Annotated in this window: 19 protein-coding genes; 6 read left to right on the top strand and 13 right to left on the bottom strand. The window is 39.5% G+C overall.

Annotated elements, in window-relative coordinates; all coding sequences use genetic code 11:
• Window positions 1-96 precede the first annotated feature (96 nt).
• From RV13_RS15910 to RV13_RS15875, 8 genes are all read right to left on the bottom strand, one after another.
• Complete coding sequence (locus tag RV13_RS15910; protein ID WP_010743367.1) at window positions 97-849, bottom strand: DeoR/GlpR family DNA-binding transcription regulator; 753 nt, start codon at window positions 847-849, stop codon at window positions 97-99.
• 100 nt (window positions 850-949) lie between these two features.
• Window positions 950-2,104, bottom strand: coding sequence for a M15 family metallopeptidase (locus RV13_RS15905; protein WP_081630567.1), 1,155 nt, complete (start codon window positions 2,102-2,104; stop codon window positions 950-952).
• A gap of 27 nt (window positions 2,105-2,131) precedes the next feature.
• Window positions 2,132-2,842 (bottom strand): TraX family protein, encoded by a 711-nt coding sequence (locus RV13_RS15900; RefSeq protein ID WP_060789065.1) that lies wholly within the window; start codon window positions 2,840-2,842, stop codon window positions 2,132-2,134.
• Between the two features lie 400 nt (window positions 2,843-3,242).
• Window positions 3,243-3,995: a class II aldolase/adducin family protein gene (locus tag RV13_RS15895; RefSeq protein ID WP_010743364.1), complete on the bottom strand. Its 753-nt coding sequence runs from the start codon at window positions 3,993-3,995 to the stop codon at window positions 3,243-3,245.
• Between the two features lie 19 nt (window positions 3,996-4,014).
• Entirely contained in the window at window positions 4,015-4,281 is a 267-nt protein-coding gene (locus RV13_RS15890; RefSeq protein ID WP_010743363.1) for a hypothetical protein, read from the bottom strand.
• A gap of 27 nt (window positions 4,282-4,308) precedes the next feature.
• The gene (locus RV13_RS15885) at window positions 4,309-5,700 is read right to left on the bottom strand and encodes a PTS galactitol transporter subunit IIC (RefSeq protein WP_174520499.1); all 1,392 of its coding nucleotides are present in this window, start codon (window positions 5,698-5,700) and stop codon (window positions 4,309-4,311) included.
• A 32-nt stretch (window positions 5,701-5,732) separates the two neighbouring features.
• Window positions 5,733-6,032, bottom strand: coding sequence for a PTS sugar transporter subunit IIB (locus RV13_RS15880; protein ID WP_010743361.1), 300 nt, complete (start codon window positions 6,030-6,032; stop codon window positions 5,733-5,735).
• A 32-nt stretch (window positions 6,033-6,064) separates the two neighbouring features.
• Window positions 6,065-6,523: a PTS sugar transporter subunit IIA gene (locus RV13_RS15875; RefSeq protein WP_010743360.1), complete on the bottom strand. Its 459-nt coding sequence runs from the start codon at window positions 6,521-6,523 to the stop codon at window positions 6,065-6,067.
• 290 nt (window positions 6,524-6,813) lie between these two features.
• Here RV13_RS15875 and RV13_RS15870 point away from each other — a divergent pair, with 290 nt between their 5' ends.
• The 3 genes from RV13_RS15870 to RV13_RS15860 all read left to right on the top strand — a co-directional run bounded on the left by RV13_RS15870 (window position 6,814) and on the right by RV13_RS15860 (window position 9,542).
• Window positions 6,814-7,575: a DeoR/GlpR family DNA-binding transcription regulator gene (locus RV13_RS15870; RefSeq protein WP_010743359.1), complete on the top strand. Its 762-nt coding sequence runs from the start codon at window positions 6,814-6,816 to the stop codon at window positions 7,573-7,575.
• Window positions 7,572-8,543 (top strand): 1-phosphofructokinase family hexose kinase, encoded by a 972-nt coding sequence (locus tag RV13_RS15865; RefSeq protein ID WP_010743358.1) that lies wholly within the window; start codon window positions 7,572-7,574, stop codon window positions 8,541-8,543. The genes RV13_RS15870 and RV13_RS15865 overlap by 4 nt, the downstream gene beginning before the upstream one ends.
• A 135-nt stretch (window positions 8,544-8,678) precedes the next feature.
• A complete protein-coding gene (locus RV13_RS15860; RefSeq protein ID WP_028021306.1) occupies window positions 8,679-9,542 on the top strand; it encodes a hypothetical protein in 864 nt (287 codons plus the stop codon).
• 30 nt (window positions 9,543-9,572) lie between these two features.
• Here the strand turns inward: RV13_RS15860 and RV13_RS15855 are convergent, their stop codons facing one another.
• From RV13_RS15855 to RV13_RS15840, 4 genes are all read right to left on the bottom strand, one after another.
• On the bottom strand, window positions 9,573-11,990 hold the full coding sequence (locus RV13_RS15855) for a glycyl radical protein (protein ID WP_028021307.1): 2,418 nt from the start codon (window positions 11,988-11,990) through the stop codon (window positions 9,573-9,575).
• Between the two features lie 160 nt (window positions 11,991-12,150).
• Window positions 12,151-12,618, bottom strand: a complete 468-nt coding sequence (locus RV13_RS15850) for a VOC family protein (protein ID WP_010743355.1) — start codon at window positions 12,616-12,618, stop codon at window positions 12,151-12,153.
• Between the two features lie 131 nt (window positions 12,619-12,749).
• Entirely contained in the window at window positions 12,750-13,049 is a 300-nt protein-coding gene (locus RV13_RS15845) for a GNAT family N-acetyltransferase (RefSeq protein ID WP_010743354.1), read from the bottom strand.
• Window positions 13,050-13,135: 86 nt separating this feature from the next.
• Window positions 13,136-13,879, bottom strand: coding sequence for a DeoR/GlpR family DNA-binding transcription regulator (locus tag RV13_RS15840; RefSeq protein WP_010743353.1), 744 nt, complete (start codon window positions 13,877-13,879; stop codon window positions 13,136-13,138).
• Window positions 13,880-14,037: 158 nt separating this feature from the next.
• Between RV13_RS15840 and RV13_RS15835 the strand changes: the two genes are divergently transcribed.
• Complete coding sequence (locus tag RV13_RS15835) at window positions 14,038-14,814, top strand: glycyl-radical enzyme activating protein (RefSeq protein ID WP_010743352.1); 777 nt, start codon at window positions 14,038-14,040, stop codon at window positions 14,812-14,814.
• 54 nt (window positions 14,815-14,868) lie between these two features.
• Here the strand turns inward: RV13_RS15835 and RV13_RS15830 are convergent, their stop codons facing one another.
• Window positions 14,869-15,744, bottom strand: a complete 876-nt coding sequence (locus tag RV13_RS15830; protein ID WP_010743351.1) for a MurR/RpiR family transcriptional regulator — start codon at window positions 15,742-15,744, stop codon at window positions 14,869-14,871.
• 259 nt (window positions 15,745-16,003) lie between these two features.
• Between RV13_RS15830 and RV13_RS15825 the strand changes: the two genes are divergently transcribed.
• Window positions 16,004-16,423, top strand: a complete 420-nt coding sequence (locus RV13_RS15825; RefSeq protein WP_010743350.1) for a hypothetical protein — start codon at window positions 16,004-16,006, stop codon at window positions 16,421-16,423.
• A gap of 140 nt (window positions 16,424-16,563) precedes the next feature.
• Window positions 16,564-17,742: an iron-containing alcohol dehydrogenase gene (locus RV13_RS15820; protein WP_010743349.1), complete on the top strand. Its 1,179-nt coding sequence runs from the start codon at window positions 16,564-16,566 to the stop codon at window positions 17,740-17,742.
• Window positions 17,743-17,770 lie beyond the last annotated feature (28 nt).

Genomic DNA, 17,770 nt, shown 5'->3' with positions numbered 1-17,770 from the left:
GTAAAGAAAAAGGAGATTTTTTGCGTATAATCAATTCAAAAAAACACTCTTTAAAGCTCTACTCGGAGCTTTAAAGAGTGTTTTAGCCAATCATTTTTAAACAATATATTTTTCTTCTTTTTCAATTTTTTCATAGTGCTTCTGTTCATCTTCATCTGAAATCACTGCCGTGACATCATTCAGATTGTAGTAAACAGAAAAATCTCGCTTGCCAATCTTAGAATGATCAATTAGTAAAAACCGTTCAATAGAATTATTCAAGGCAATTTGCTGGGTTTGTCCTTCTTCAAATGTAGACGTCATAATTTTCTGCTCGTTTAGGGCATTGCAGCTGAAAAACGCTTTATGGAAATTCATATCATTGAGTGATTTATTAGTAATCTCTCCAACAAAGCATTGCGTTGTTTCTCGCAATTCACCGCCTAATAAGTAAATTTTCCGATTCCCTTTATGCTTGTTTAACTCTTCAAAAACAGGCAGGCAATTCGTCACGATCCGCAACGAGTCTGCTCGGATAATTTTTGATAGAAGCTCGATCGTCGTTCCAGGTCCAAGAAAAAGCGTATCCCCGTCGTTAATCAGCTCATTGGCTTTTTCTACGATACGCTGCTTCTCCGCCTGCAGCATAATCTGTTTTTCCGTATGTGAAAGCTCGACGTGACGATAAAAATCTTTCAATTTCGCTCCGCCGTGTACTCGCTCTAATAAGCCTTGTTTTTCCAATTCATCCAAATCACGCCGTACTGTCATATCTGAAACTGATAATTTATCCATAATGTCACTGACGCGCACCGTTCCATTAACTTCCAATAATGACATGATCGCTTGAAATCGATCCGTTTTTAACATTTCCTCGCCTCTTTTCCCTATTAGCGTACCAAATTTTTAAGAAATGTACTAGAGTGATTTTCTTTAAAAAAGAAGACACCTTAACAAAGGCGTCCTCCTATTATTCAATCCAGGTACTTTTCGTTTCAGTCAATACATAATCCCCATTACCGGTATTTCCTGCCAGCAGATTCAAGGCGTCTAGATCATTAAAATGCCACCATTCCGACGCTAATGGTGTCAATCCGCTACTCGTCGCATATTTTTGCAGCAGCAGTTCAAACTGATTCACCTCTGGAGTAAGGACTCCTTGCTGCCAAGCAGTAGGTGAAAGCACAGTGACAGGCGCTGTAAAGATTGCAGAACGGACACTTAATTCGTGAATATTGGTGTGCATCGCATATTCTTCGTAACGCGACACCGTGCGAACCCTATGTTTTCCATATTTTTCTTCAGAGAATACCGTCACTTTTGCCAAACTTACGTCAATCGCATAGCCTACCTGATGATTAGAAACCTGTGTTGAAATAAACCAATTGATACTCCATGGCGGCTGGGTGATCCCCTGCAGGACTAGTGGATTTTCTGAAGCCAAATTCTTTACTGCCTCTGCAACCTGCAGCTGCACACTGAGCGGACGAAATGCTTCATACAACACTAGGGTATTGTTTTCACTTAAAGCCATTTTCTGCATAGCCATCAGCTTTTTCGCCATTGGAAAAAGAACCGGCATAATAAACTGCTCTTTTTTTAAACGTTCGTTAAAGCCTTTACTTTTGTATAATGATTGGTGGGTTATCCCTGGAATCGTTTGACCAGAAGAATAAAAAACTGACGCCTCAACATTTGTATTCTTGTAAATAATTGAAGGTATAATATCCGGCAAATTGACTAAGCTGTACTGATTCTGAATCCAACCAACTGTGTCATCCAGCTTGATATTCAACCAACCGTTTTCCTCTCCCAAAATAGTGTAGGCAGTTCCAGGACTGATCGGCGTTAAAACTTCGGCTGTTGCTTCTGGTTCCTTTTTTACCTCTAAAGAAACCGAAGCATAGCCAGTCGCACCAGCTAAAGGCAGCTCATAGCCTCCTTGATAGATCGGCGCTTCTGGTTCTTCGATTGTCAAAGAAGTTGATTCTTTTTTAGTGGTAGTCTCGCTTTTTGCAACTATTGAATTTTCTGAGGTGCTTTTTTTCTCTGTGGAATCTGTCTCATTTTTGTCAGATGAACAAGCACACAGCAGCAGACTTACTATTAATAATAATCGATGCACTTTTTTCAAGTGATTCGTATCCTCCTTTTATAAAAGCCAGAGTCGAAAAAAATAGAGCAACAATAAATGAACGGGATAAAAGATGTAAAATCCCCATTTAAGAAATTTACTTTTTCTCCCTTGTCTTCCGTGATAAAAAAAAAAGAGTGGAATAACCAAAAAGATACCAAATGCATAGGCGGACAAAATCCCTGAACGCAGTATTGTCGGAAAAATATATAAGAAAAGTCCAATAATGCTGAAGCTGAGCATCTGCTTTTTAAAGTCCCCACGGTAGAGGCCGAAAAATAGTATCCATAAAACAGCAATAAAATTCCAGTCGGCGGTGTAAGCTAGCAAACAACAAACACCCACACAAATCGGTTTCGACCAAAGTGGTCCGCTGCCCCTTTTTACAATTGCTAGCGCTAACAATCCTAAAGTCAGGCTCCACATCACACTGGTAGCTCTCCACCAAGGTAAATTGAAATACCATACATAAGGAAAATGCGAAATCAATGCAAACAGGAATAAACGTTTCGTATACCGCCTCAAATTAGAAGTATAATAAAACCCTTCCGCAATCAAGTAACACATAATGGGTGCGGTCAGCCTCCCAGGCACACGAAGCAAACTTCCGGTGATATCTGGTTGACAGACGAACACCGAGACAAAATGATCAAAAAACATTGCAAGAATAGCTATATATTTTAATAGATTTCCAGAAATATCTATTTTTCTTGTAATGGCCGTCGTCAACAACTCCTATCAAAATAAAAAAATATATAATATTATGTTCTAAAAAAACATGAGATAAAATAATATAACAATTACAATTTAAATTGTATCACATTTAATAGTGAACATCTCTATTTATTGTTTTTATTCTTTTAATAATTATCGAAAATGATTTTATGTCTATCACATCAATAGACTCGACCACTGCCATGCATGTTGTTTTCTTTTTCTGTCGATTTATAGGAAAGGGTGCGCAGGCCACTCAGCTTTGGAGTAATACGGGGGAGTTCGTTTGTAAAGTTGTGTATTAGAAGTATTATTCAATAAGAGACTCACTTGTAAACATTTGTTCTTTATTTATTCAAAAAAACAGAAGACTCGTTTTGTCGAATCTCCTGTTAGTCTTTTAAATTAGTATTTGTTAATCTCCACCCGCAAATATTTCCTCACGGTTATAGATTGGCGTATGTCCCTTCAAATCCTCAAGTGTTCCAACCTGCTTTCCTTTTGAATAGTACCCATCTAATAAACCTAACGATTGGAAAATCGTCTGCTTATAGGCGATCTCTGCATTCCATTCAGTAGTATCAAGAATCTGCAAAGCCTTATGGATTGCTTCAATTCCTGTTTCTCCTGGTGCACTAATAAGCACGCCATGACTGTTTAACAGCAGCATATTTGGCAACTCTAGACTCTCTTTTTTCATATAGTTTGAGACTAATTCCGCTAGTTCAGGTGAACAATTCGGCTCAAAATCAAGTACCGGAACATAACCGACCTTCTGTGTTGCTTCTGTTAGGTTCGGCATATCCAATCCCGCCGTCGCCCAAAACATTGCATTAGGCGCATGTGCGTGCAGCACTGCTTTAATTTCAGGGTTCGTATCATAGACTGCCTCATGCAGGTTGATTTCACGTGTCAATTTTCCAACACCATCGATAACTTTTCTGGTATGAGGCTCGACAACTAAAATTTGTGCTGAGGATACCTCACCTAAGTAGGCTTCAGACATCATGGTTGGGGTCATAATAATGTATTCTTTTCCATGTTGATCTGTCGTTTTAAATGAAAAGTTGCCTCCTGCGACATTTGTATTCTTTCTTGCAAAAATCAATTTCACAATCCGTGCTAGATCTTCACGTTCTCTTTCAAAAATCATTCGTCCATCTGACATAGTCGAGACCACCTTTTTTCTATTTTTTGAATAGTTTCTTACTGGTAATAGCTGTTTGTGCGGCCTGTCGAACCCGCATCGCGTCCTCGTATTTTTTCCTTCTGCGTTCGTCATACTCTTTAAACAAAACTGGATTTCCATACTTATAAACGATGATAGCCAAACCGATTGCAATAAGATTAAAAAGAATTTGCTGTGTCAAGAAGGCTAGGATAAAGCTGAGTATTGCAAGAAACAACACAGCAAACCATTTCGTTTTTTCTTTGTTCTCTCTTTTCTTTTCCATACACTTTCCTACCCTTCCATGATTGGTTTAGCTAGCGACTTTTACGCCCTTAACTTTTTTCTCTGCCAGTTCTTCATATCTTTGACTCGGAACTTTAGCTTTGTTCATATATTTGTACAACCAAACAAACATCGCGATAAAAATAACCGCTCCAACAATTCCTAAAATATTGCCTTTAAAGGCCTCTGCAAATAAAATACGGAATTCTGGTCCTTCAATCGATGACCAAGTAATCTGTTGGCCTTTTTTGATCCCTTCAACAGCCCCAGTTTTATCTGCCAGACCTGTTAAAATCGGCGTTAAATACGTTGCAGCATATAAGTAAATTGGCATAGAAATCACGCCCATAATCAGCATTCTAACAAGATTACCACCCGTTAACAGCAAGCCGCCTACAGCAATCGAATAGTTGATAATACCCGCTAACGGTAAGACTGCATTGCCTGGTAAAATGATCGCATAGCCAATAAATACCGGCACTAATAGAATCGCCGTCACCCAAATTTCAGAACGACCTGCCAATACTGGCCAATCTAAACCAATGTAAACTTCACGATCTTTGAAGCGTTTCTTCATCATTTCAGACATGGCGTCAGCCAATGGTGACAGTGATTGCATGAACATTTTTGAAATCATTGGGAATAAAGCCATCGCCGTCGCAATTTGAATCGCTAAATTTAACGAACCAGATACGCCATAGGCTGCAGCTAACCCTAGCCCCAAACCGATAATAAAGCCCATCACAGAATTTTCGGAGAATACGCCGATTTTTTTCTTCAATGCCTTTGTATCGGAACGCTTGTTAAAGAAAGGAATTTTATCCATGATGACATTAATCGGCAATAACAGCACTGCGGAAATATTCATCAAATGCGTAACGGTTACCAACGGAATCCCAGTTAAATCTTCAATATGACGCTGGAACATGTCCCCCATTTTTAATTCTAGAATAACTTGAGCGATCGCTGTGGCAAATCCGGCCAGCAAGTTCCCGCTGATAAAATACACCAAGTAGGCAGTTAGCGCTTTTCCCCAAACGTTCCACATGTCAACATTCAGTGTCTTTGTCCAATTCAAGATCAGCATCACGAAATTTACTCCCAACACGACTGCAAAGAAAACAAACGCATATGACCAAGACCAAGTGATACTTGCTGCACCTGTCCAGCCCAAGTCTAAAGCCGGCAAGTTAATCCCGGTATTTTTAGCTAACGCTTCTGAAGCTGGACTCACAGCATTAGACATAAATCCAATAACCATTGACATCCCGGTAAAGGCAATCCCTAAGGTAATCGCTGACATAAATGCCTTTTTGAACTTCATTCCTGCGACAAGTCCTAAAATCAAAATAATCAATGGAACAAAAATAGCTGAACCTAACCCTAAGATATAATTGATGATGTCCTGAAATATTTGCACACTTCTCACTTCTTTCTCTATTTTTTTATTCGTTAGTCAACCAATGCCTTGATATCTTCATAAATTTGATCCGCTCCCATTCCTGTCAGAAAAGGAATCCCTGGAAAAACCTTCACACCCAACTCCTCTGCCTTCTCCAACACCTCATCATCTGGTTGTGCAACGTACACGTAAATTCCGGTTGATGGTAATTCATTTTGAATAGATTTATAATCAACCGCCTCTATCGGAAAATCAATCCCATCATCCTCTAACAATCCAGCAATCTTACTAGCAATCGTTTGGCTCGTCGCCACGCCACTTCCACATGCAACAATCAATCTTCTTTTCATCTCAAATTCCTCCAGCTTCTATAATTTTTTAATTAAATATTTTGTGTAAACAGTTCATAAATCTTCTTTTTATCCTGTTCTTCGATAAATGCTGTAACAAAGTTTTCTTTCATAAATAATTCCATAAACGCTTGAAGTAAACCCACTTGCCCTTTGGGATCTTTAATGCCAAGGAAGAATAAGTTCTTAACTCCCATCTCTTGGCTATCGCCCATTTGCTTGACCTTTACCTCATTTTTTAATCGCGCAATATAAACAAACGGCTTTTCAATATATTCCGGATCAGAATGCGGCAGAGCAATATTCAGATGCTGCGTAATCAATCCAGTGGGAAATTGTTTTTCTCTTGCGGTAATGCCTTTTAAGTACCCATCATTGACAAAGCCCAGTGCTTTTAAATGCGCAGTCACCGTTTCAAAAACCTTTTCTTCGCTTTCTCCTTCTACTTCGAGACTGATCAGCTGTTTATCAAACATGTCCTTGTAGTTCACGTACGTTCGCTCCTCCCCAACTCGCGTTGAAATAATTTGTTAATCTTTGTTAACATTTGTTTTACAATGTAAATATACAACGGCAAAAAACGTTTGTCAACGCTTTCTTTTTCTTTTTTATTTTTAAAAAAATCGCTTCATTAAAGTGATTCAAAAAATATTAACAAACTTTAACAACAATGAACATTTTATCCTTGCTTTTTTGCTCTTTAAATGCTATTAATTAATGTATAGACATAGCCAAAGAACAGTTGGACTATTGTAAGAGCTTACTTATATGAGGTGATTTCATGTTAAAAAAAGAACGTCAAGAAAAAATTTTGGATTTGTTACATGCAAATGACTACCTATCCATTCCAGAAATATCTTCAAATTTGAAGGTCTCCGATATGACGATTCGGAGAGATATCAACGAATTAGCGGAAAAATCTTTATTAGTGAAAATTTATGGCGGTGCACAAAAGTTAGAAAAAATCGAACAGGAATTATCCACTCAAGAAAAAATCGATACCAATGTGTCGGAGAAAAAATTCATTGGAAAAGTGATGAACAGTATTATTTCCGATAATGACACGATTTACATCGGTGCAGGAACTACGATGCTTCATGCTTTGCCAGAAATAAAAAAAGCAAACTTATTTGTCATCACAAATAGTTTGCTGGCTTTTAATTATTTAATCTATAACACCGATTATCGCGTCCTGTTAACTGGTGGTGAATTTTCTCGTACCACTGAAGAATTTTACGGGGAAATTGCTGAAAAGAGCTTTGACAATTTGAATATTGATATTGCTTTTGCGGCAACAAACGGGGTCTTCGATAATAACATCACAACCGCAAATTCTATCGAAGGTTCGATTCAACGAGTGGCTTTTGCCCATTCTCGCAAAAAATGCGTTGTTGCTGACAGCTCTAAATTTAACCGTTCAGATGTGTACACCTTCTATTCCTTATCAGATGTGGACTATTTAGTCACCGATGATCAGCTTTCAGACACGACATTTGAATACTACAGCTCATTTACGACGATCATCAAGGAGGAGCAGGAATGATATTAACGATTACACTTAATCCATCAATGGACTACAATTACCTTGTTTCTTCACTGACACTCGATCAAGTCAATCGTGTAGAAAATCCTCACACTTCCATTGGCGGAAAAGGTATCAATGCTGGCAGAGTCATCGCTCAATCTGGCGAAGGCGTAGTTTTGACAGGTATTTTGGGTGGTCCTGTTGGGGAAATGATCCTAGATACCTTGATTGCAGAAGGACGCTATCAGCTAGAGTTTCTCCCTGTGGAAGGCAACTCAAGAAACGCCATCACCATTATGCACGACGGCAATACACATACTGAACTCGTAGAAAAAGGACTCTACTTATCGAAGGAAAATGAGCAGCTCTTTTTCCAGCATGTAGCAAGTCTTTTAAAAAAATACGCAATTGATACGATTTGTATTTCCGGATCGGTTAATTCTGATGACTCAAACTTTCATCTACACTTATTAAGCTTTATTCGATCAATTGTAGGTACAGAATTTCCGATTTTAATGGACATTTCTGGTAAGCAGCTGGAGAATGTTTTAACCCAGCAAGCTGTTCGTCCTAGCTTTATTAAGCCTAATACCCATGAGTTAGAAGAATTAGTAGGAAAGGAGATCCTTTCCACTGAGGAACTGATTACTATTTTAAAGGAACCACTATTTGACAATATCGAAACGATCATGATTTCCCAAGGGGGCGACGGCGCCATTGTCAAGCATCATTCGACAATCTATGATGTACAAATTCCGCAAGTTGAGATTGTGAATACTACAGGTTGTGGAGACTCAACAGTTGGAGGAATGGCCTTTGCAATCAGTCGTGGTTATGCGATGGAGGATGCGATCAAATATGCGATGGCCTGCGGCATTTCCAATTCATTGTTTGAGACAAACGGTACGATTGATCCAAAACAAGTAGAAAAATTCACTGAAGTAGTTAAATTAACAGAAATTAATGAGCTAAGTATCAAAGGATAGAAAAACACACGCTGCCAAGGAATATCTTGAACAGTGTGCGTTTTACACGATTTATTCGTCTCACTTTCACAATTTTTTAAACAGTTCTACTTCATTCAAACTTTGAGATAATAACTACGAAAGGCTGTGAAAGAAATGGATAAAGCTCTGATGATACGTATCGCAACTGATCATGGAGAATTAGTCAAAGATCCTCTACTACATCTCGAACAGTCAGACATTATACAAAGGTATACTCAGATAAAAGACCTAAAACCATTAGGAAAAATTTTTGCGTTGATTGGTTTATCAGAAATTCCATACACAGAGCAGTTACCGTTCACTCAAGAGCTGATCGCATTTGTGAATCGACAATTGGCAACAGCAGAAGGCTTTTCTTATACTGGAAAATCAGAAGAAATCGTCCCCTGCTACAACGCCCTACTCTTTGAAGCGTATTGCCGCCTTGGACTAGGACATTCAAAAGAAGCGGAGAGTGCTCTTAGCTGGATCAAGCAGTATCAGGTTTTTGATCGTAACCAGAAAACTGCCTGGCCTCACAAAGGCATCTGTAAGTTTGGCGGCTGTATGAAAAAGGTGCCTTGCTTTATTGGTATCGGAAAAACAGTGCGGGCCTTATTAACCTATCAGGACCTAGTTGATCCCAATGATGAAAAGGTCAACGATATGATTCATTTAGGACTTGAATATATGCTGCAGCACAAGATGTTTCGCCGACTATCGAATGGCCAACCGATCAGTGCTCATATCACTGAAAGCATGTTTCCTCAAAGCTACCATCTATCATTGACGGATTTAGTTTATATTATTCAAAAAAGCCAATCTGCTAATGACCCGCGGGCGACAGATTTATTACAGCTAATAGCGAAAAAAAGAACTAAAACGGATGGCTGGAAAATCGACTACATTTATAAATATAACGGCTATGTCCCTTTTAATAATCGCCGTAAAGATTCAGAATGGTTAGATTATTTATATCATAAAATCGAAAAGACTTGATGAATTCGCTATTCATCAAGTCTTACTTTGTTAAATCACATGTTCTGTCCGTTCGATAATATCATCTTGTGTTGCTTTTGATAACACATTGAAGAAGGCTGAGTAGCCGGCTACTCGAACTATCAAATCACGGTGTTTTTCAGGATGCTTCTGTGCATCGATCAAGGTTTCTCTTGAAACCACATTGTATTGAATGTGGTAACCATGCAGCTTATTGAAGAAAGCCCGTAACAACATGATCAATTTTTGTTTGTCTTCTTCTTTGGCTAACGTTTGCGGATTGACCTTCTGATTTAGTAAGACACCGCCGAGAATATCTTCGGTACTTAGTTTTGAAACAGACTTCAATACGGCAGTTGGACCATTTTTATCCATATTATGCGATGGTGAGCAGCCTTCTGCTAGCGGCACCCACGCATTTCGTCCATCTGGTGTGGCCATCGTTGCTCGACCTTGGCCAACATTCGCTGAAATCGAAGACGTTCCTGAATAACGAATCCCGCCGATTGGTCCGCGGCCATAACGAGTATTTGGGTATTTTGCGATTTCATCGATGTAGCTGTCATACGCTTCGGTGATCAGTTGATCGACCGAATCATCGTCATTCCCGTATTTTGGTACATCATTTAAAATCATTTGTTGGATTTCCTGACTGCGTTCACTACCGTAATCAGTCATCAAGGCCTCCCATAATTCATTCGGCGTCACTTTTTCTTCTTCAAAAACCAGTTGCTTGATCGCCGCCAATGAATCCGCCATGTTGGCGATGCCGACTTGCAGTCCAGAAATAAAATCATACACCGCGCCGCCCTCTTTCAAGGTTTTCCCGCGACCAATACAATCTTCCGTCAATGCTGAACATAAAATATCCGGCACCTCTCGTTCCAAGCCAAGATCGATGGCATTTTCCACGATCACACTCATTCGCGTTAATTCTCGTACTGTTTTATCCCACGCTTCCTGTAAATCCTCGTAAGATTTCATGTCTTTAAAATGCCCATAGCCCTTAACAAAACGCTTGCCAGAAACTGGATCGATCCCATCGTTCATAGCAATCATCAAGATTTTCGGGAAGTTCATGTAGCTCATCCCGGTACAACGATAACCCCATTTCCCCGGCACAGCCGTTTCTACACAACCGATCGCGCTATAATCGTAAGCATCTTCTTCTGTTACTCCAACCTTCATGAATGATTGAATAATAATCTCATCATTATTAAAGGCTGGCATTCCAAAGCCCAGCTTCATCACTTCTATGCATTCATTCATGAAACGATTATCAAGCCCTGAATGGTAGCGAACTGTCAAATTCGGCTGCGGCAATTTTGTTTGAGCGACACTCCGTAAAACTAAATAAGACAATTCGTTTACAGCATCTTTTTTGTCCCGAGTTTGACCGCCAATAGTAACATTTTGATAGAGGGGACTACCTGCACTGCTGAGTGTATGGGATTGGCTGCGGACTTTATTGACCGTTAGTGTTTTGATCCAAAGATTGGTCAATAGTTCCACTGCTTGGTCTTCAGTGATGGTCCCTTTGTCTAAGTCAGCCTTCAAATAAGGATACATATATTGATCAAAACGACCGTAGGATAATGAATGCCCGTTTGATTCAATTTGTAAAATCAATTGAATAAACCAAGTGGCCTGAATCGCTTCTTGGAAAGTCTCCGCTGGTTCATAAGGAACCTTGCCGCAAATTCGGCTGATCTCTAGTAATTCAGCGCGACGTTTAGGATCAGCTGTCTCGGCTTTTTCCTTAGCCAAAGCTGAGAAGCGCTCCGCAAATGTTTTCACCGCATCGATTACGATCAGAACGGCTTTATAAAATTGATACTTATCGAGACTTTCCGGAATCGTCAGATCAAGGGCTGCTTTTTCCTTCAACGTTCGTTCCTTGTACCCCTTTAGACCTACCTTCAACATTTGCCCATAATCCACCGCTAAATGAGCATCACCAGAATTCAGCTTGCCCTCCATTCCGAAGAAACCAGTTTCCATGAAGACACTCACTTCATCCGGTAGTAACGCCCAGCCCTTCGCACGCAGATTATTATTTTCCCAAAACGGTGCGATCGAGCGTAAATCTTCCTTCGTTTTCTCAGTAATATAGAAAACATCGCCATCTCGTTTTTCAAACAGATCCAATTCGTTCAAAACAAATTCCATTGTATATTCAGGAAAAATCGGCGCATCTCGGTTGGAGGAGGCTTGGTTTCCGACGATTAATGTGTCTTCTTCAATATAAATCGACATTTTTTCCAAAATATTTTGCAGCATCAATGCGCGTTTCACTGTACTGGGCTGATTTTGATGTTCCTTATACGCTTCTGTCGCAAGCAAAGCTCGCTCTGCATCAATATAGGGCTTTTTTGTCAACACTGACTCGCGAAAATGATTCATTCGATTGGTTAATTTTCCAAAATACGGCGCGTTTTGTTCTTTCATTTGAATACTCATGATTACACCCTCCATTTTCATTCGAAACTAAATCAATCTTCTTTCGTAATTATAATAGCATGTGAATAGACGCACAGTCAATAGAACTTCAAACGATTTCAATTCAAAAAGAGATATTGCACATTCGTGCAATATCTCTTTTTTTAAGCTAGTCCAAAATATTTTCGATGTATTGAACGTCCACACCCGTTCGCTCAGCGGTCTCTTCAATCGTAAGCCCAGAATCAATGAAGCCTTTGACCACCATCGCAATACTCTCGGCCACCTCAATAATGTGCTTATCCAAATCATAGAAGCGGATCGCTCTTTGCCCCCATTCATGCTCTATTAACGGATGCAGATAGACGATATCCTCTCGCGCTTCTAACATAGAAACAAAACCGTCCATGTCATCGGTTTCAAAATATAACTCAATGGCATTGTTCTCAAGCACGACATCCGTTTCCTTCTTATTGATGAAGTCCGCCCAAGTATTGACAGTCTGTAGGGATAACCCGCCCGTCATTTGAACATGTACACCCGCATCCACCATCACCTCCAAGCCTAAAAGAGAATGATAAAATTCTTTGGCCTTATCAATATTCTCCACAGCGATCAGTGTTCCTTGATAGTTCATTTGTTTTCCTCCTAAATATTTTTAATAAAAAACATCTCCATCGGCTGCTGAAATTCAGGATCCGTAATCAGTAAACTGCCTGCTTCTTGATAGCCTAGCTTACGATAAAAATGCTGCGCCTGTTCATCCACTTAGGTAGAAGTCAAAAGTAGTTTGTATCCCGAATCTCGCATATCATTCTCCCAAAAATCCATTAACGCTCTACCGTAGCCCTTTCTTTGATACTCGTTCTTTACATGCAGCATCGTGCAAAATGGATGCTCGTCCCAGAAAAGATTGTATCGCAGCAAGCCCACAGATATTCCTTCAACGAGCAAGACATACCCCATCTTGTTACGAACCTTTTGATCAAATTGTTCTAGGGATAACACATGATCCAATGAATACCAAAATGCGCGATCTGAATCTTGTACATAACGAATGTTTCTCACAATTCGTCACCACCAGTTTTCTAATAGTATAGCATTTTACTAAAAGAAAAAATCAGCCAGATTAAACTCTGACTGATTTTCCATGACTATACCGTAAATACCTCAATATTTTCTTTTTGCAAAAATTTCCGTGCCTCATCTTCAATCATTCCATCTGTATAGACCTTACTGACCTCACTAAAGGCAAACTCAGAAACAACCCCGTTTTGTGAAAATTTACTAGAATCAGTCAAAACGATCGTTTGGTTTGCCGCTGTTGCTAACATACGAGTCGTATCGCAGCGAGTGATATCACTTCCGGTAAAGCCTCTGCGCTTATCAAAGCCGTCAATTCCAACAAATAATTTATCGACGTAAAACTCATTGATCACCTGTTTAACTAATGGCCCCACATTGACTTGGGATTCTTTTTGATACTCGCCGCCAATTAAGATCACCTTTACCGACTCCGCCTTACGAACATAGGAAGCGATAAAGCAAGAGTTAGTAATGATCGTAATATCGTTTCGATTAAAGGCAAGCTCTTCTGCTAATAATGCACAGGTCGATCCTGATTCGATCATGATCACTTCTCCGTCATGAACGATTTTACTGGCCTCCAGTGCAATCTTGCGTTTCAGATCATAGTTTTGAGCCAGCCGATAGTTGATATCGTCCGTATTATTCAGTAGTGCATAGCCATGCTGGCGGTGAAGCAGCCCACGAGCTTCTAATTTATCTAAATCCTTTCGAATCGTTACTTTCGAAACATTTAATAATTCCGAAAGCTGGTTAACCTCGATTTTTTTCTTCTTGCTGACAATCGCAAGAATCTCTTCTTCTCTAGACATCTATTCTTCTCCATTTATCCTGTATTCTTTTTATCAGACTATCATAGTTTTTGTAAACGAACAACTTTCCTAGCACTTATAGTTTCGTACGTAACATTTGTTGTTTACGTTGACAATTTTATATGCTACACTCAAGGGGACTTAGAGGAGGGTTTTCGATGACTGATCAAGCATGTATTTTCAATATCCAAAAATTTAGTATCCATGATGGTCCTGGCATTCGTACGGTTGTATTCTTCAAAGGATGCCCCTTGCGTTGTTACTGGTGCTCAAACCCCGAATCTCAAAATGGCAAACCTGAGCAAATGTGGGATACGCAAAAAAATACCCATACAACAGTGGGCGAATACAAAACAATGGATACGATCATTACCGAAGTTATGAAGGATGAAGCTTTCTATGAAGAATCCGAAGGTGGAGTCACACTTTCCGGCGGGGAGGTCTTGTATCAAGCAGCGTTTGCTACGGAACTGCTGCGCCAGTTAAAAGCGAAGAATATCCACACTGCTAGTGAAACGACTGGCTATGCCAAGCCTGAGGTATTTCTTCCGTTTATTGAACAGGTAGACTTGCTGTATTTCGATATTAAACATCATGATGAAAAGCAGCACAAGGTCGGTACTGGTGTTTCATTGAAGCCGATTTTAAAAAATCTTTCCTTGGCTTTGAAGCAACAACAGAATCTTGTCGTGCGAATTCCTGTTATTCCTGGTTACAACGATGGGCCAGAAAATGCTGAAGCATTCGCTAGCTTATTCAATCAAATGGGACTCTCGACAGTCGAACTTCTCCCCTTCCACCAATTTGGCGAAAAAAAATATGCGTCCTTGGACCGCACGTATCAAATGCAAGATATTCCTCAATTGCATACCGAGGACTTGGAATATTTCAAAGCCATTTTAGAGAATTATCAAATAACGTGTAAAGTACACTAAAAGACCGAACTGTTCTTACTGAGCAGTTCGGTCTTTTTATCTAATCATGAAGTTCTACTCCCTAAGAATCTCGGAATCAGAAAAGCGATCATTTTCAATTTTTTTCGATGAAGCAATTTTTAATGCCACATTGGCATCATAGTCTAATGCGAATACACAGGAATATATGACATTTAATAAATAATTGATTGCCGCATCCGTGGAATAGGTAGAAATCTTAGAATATAGTTTTTCACGTGTACACAGTCGAAGGATTGCATCCGCGTAACGAGCGGTCGTATTCTCCCCCATACTAGTAATAGTAATCACTGGAATATTCTGTTCAACTAATAATTTGGCGACCTGATTGAGACTGCCGGTTTCACCGGAATAAGTGATAATCAGTCCACAGGAATCCTGTTTGGCTAAATAAGCATTAAACAATATTTCTCCTTGAATAGAATGGATTTTCACTTCCCTTTTGATTCGACTCATTTGATGTGAAAATTCCTGAGCAACTAGCAAATTATTACTTGCTGCAAAAATATTGATTTCAGAGGACTTAGCAATCATATCCACAACTTTGCGTAAATCGTCATGGGTAATCAGTGAAAGGGTATCTTCAATGGATTCTATTTCCAAACGAGCAATTTTGTTGGCGATCGTCATGAGCGAATCTCTTTTTGTAAAGGGATAATTTGCGTCGATACAAGAAACACTCTTCTCTAAATAATCCAGTTCATTGAGGAAGTCTGCCTTTAAAGCCGTCCAGCCGCTATAATTCAACTTCTTAGCAATACGGACTAACGTAGATTTCGATGAAAAGGTAGCTGCGGCGATTTCTGCCGTTGTTTTATTTTGGATATTTCGTTGCTGCTCAAGCAAATAATCCACTACCTGCTTTTCACTAGTAGTGAAGGGTTGAGTCTCTAACCTTTCCTGTAAAAGCATCTTTAGTTCCTCCTAAACGTTAATGAAACGGTCGTTCAAAAAAATTAATCATTTTCCTATTGTTTTTGGAACACTGTTTCTGTTTATTTTAAAGGGATTTAAAACCATTGTATCAGTTGCTATGATGATTTCAAGAAGCAGCCCGGCGCTTTTCTTTTACCCCTCAATTCATTTTGATTGACTTCGAGCGTAGTATAGGTATTATGGTAACTTTGTGCTATTTCTAGTGATTCTCCTGTATGTAGAAAGGAAGAGAACGATGCCAAAAATGAAAAAACTGACCATTATCAGAGAAACTCAGAGCAATAGAATTGTCGATACCCTAGTAGATCGTTTTAAAGAGCTTGCTGAAAAAGAAAAACTTTCGATCCAAGTAACGGTTGTTCCTTTTGATGAAAAAGCTAATCAAGAACTAACTGGTGATATTCTGCTATTAAGTCTTCCCTTGATGAATGAACTGCATTATTTGAATCGATTAAAAAGTAGATTCTATTTTGTCTCCTTCATTGATCCCTATGCCTATGCCTTAATTGACGAGAAAAGACTGTTAAAACAACTTCAGCTGATCGAACAGTTTGAAACCGAAGAGATAGGAAAATTTCATCCACGAAACAGCTGGACCTACACCGATTATTATCTTGCCACCACTCAAATGAAAAAAGAACAAGCCGCAAGTTAATGACCCTGTAAAAACCTTATGTTTGCCGATTAACGGGCAACATAAGGTTTTTTCGAATCGTTTTTAGTTTTCCTGTTGACTTAGAGTGTAGTCGAAGTACTAAGCTAAATTTGTACAAGGAAAACAAAGGAGTGGTTCAGATGAATCAAACGGAATTTTATGCCCCTACCAAAGTAATTTTTGGCGAAGATACAGAACAACAGGTTGGTGAAGTGATTGCTAACTATGGTTTTAAAAAAGTCTTGATCCATTACGGAGGACAAAGTGCCTTACGTTCAGGATTAATCCATCAAATCAAACAATCTCTAAACAAACATGCCATTCCATTTGTAGAATTGGGTGGTGTTGTTCCCAACCCTGTCTTATCCCTCGTTTATGAAGGGATTGCTTTAGCTAAAGCGGAAAATGTTGATTTCATTCTTGCTGTTGGAGGCGGTAGTGTAATCGATTCAGCAAAAGCAATCGGCTATGGTGTGGCAAATGACCGAGATGTTTGGGACTTTTACAGTTCCACCGCTAAACCCGAAGCCTGTCTTCCTATTGGAACGATCTTAACAATTTCCGCTGCGGGCAGTGAGATGAGCAACGGGTCCGTGATAACGAACGAAATGGGAAATTTAAAGCGTAGCTGTGATACTGATTTGAGTCGACCACTTTTTAGTATCATGGATCCAAAATTGACTCTGACCTTATCAGATTATCAGACCGCGGCTGGTTGTGTAGACATTATGATGCATACGATGGAGCGCTATTTTAATCATGGTGAGAACATGGAGATCACGGATCGGATCAGTGAAAGTTTATTGCGTGTAGTTATGAAAAATGCCTTGATTCTAACGAGAGATCCGCAAAATTTAACTGCTCGAAGTGAAGTCATGTGGGCAAGCAGTCTCTCACATAATGGCTTGACTGGTTTCGGAACAGATGGCGGTGATTTTGCAACCCATAAAATCGAGCACGAATTAAGTGGGATGTATGGTGTGACTCATGGCGCAGGATTAGCAGTCGTCTGGCCAAATTGGGCACGCTATGTTTACAAAGAACGGATCGAGCGCTTTGTTCAATTCGCGGTCAATGTAATGGAAATCGTTCCGTGTAAATGCGCTGAAGAAACTGCACTAAAAGGCATCCACGCGATGGAAAAGTTTTATCATGCCATCAATATGCCTACTACCTTAAAAGAACTAGGACTGGAGCCAACAGAGGTCGATTTAAAAGAAATGGCTGAAAAATGCGATTATCGGTCAGACGGGACGATTGGTATCGTTAAAAAATTGACCATATCAGATGTCTTCGCTATTCTAAAATGTTCGCGCTAATGTGAGGAATCATCTGTTAAAATAAAAG

Source organism: Enterococcus raffinosus (assembly GCF_001886185.1).
GTDB classification, from domain to species: Bacteria; Bacillota; Bacilli; order Lactobacillales; family Enterococcaceae; genus Enterococcus_A; species Enterococcus_A raffinosus.
This window is presented reverse-complemented; position numbering and strand designations above follow the sequence as displayed.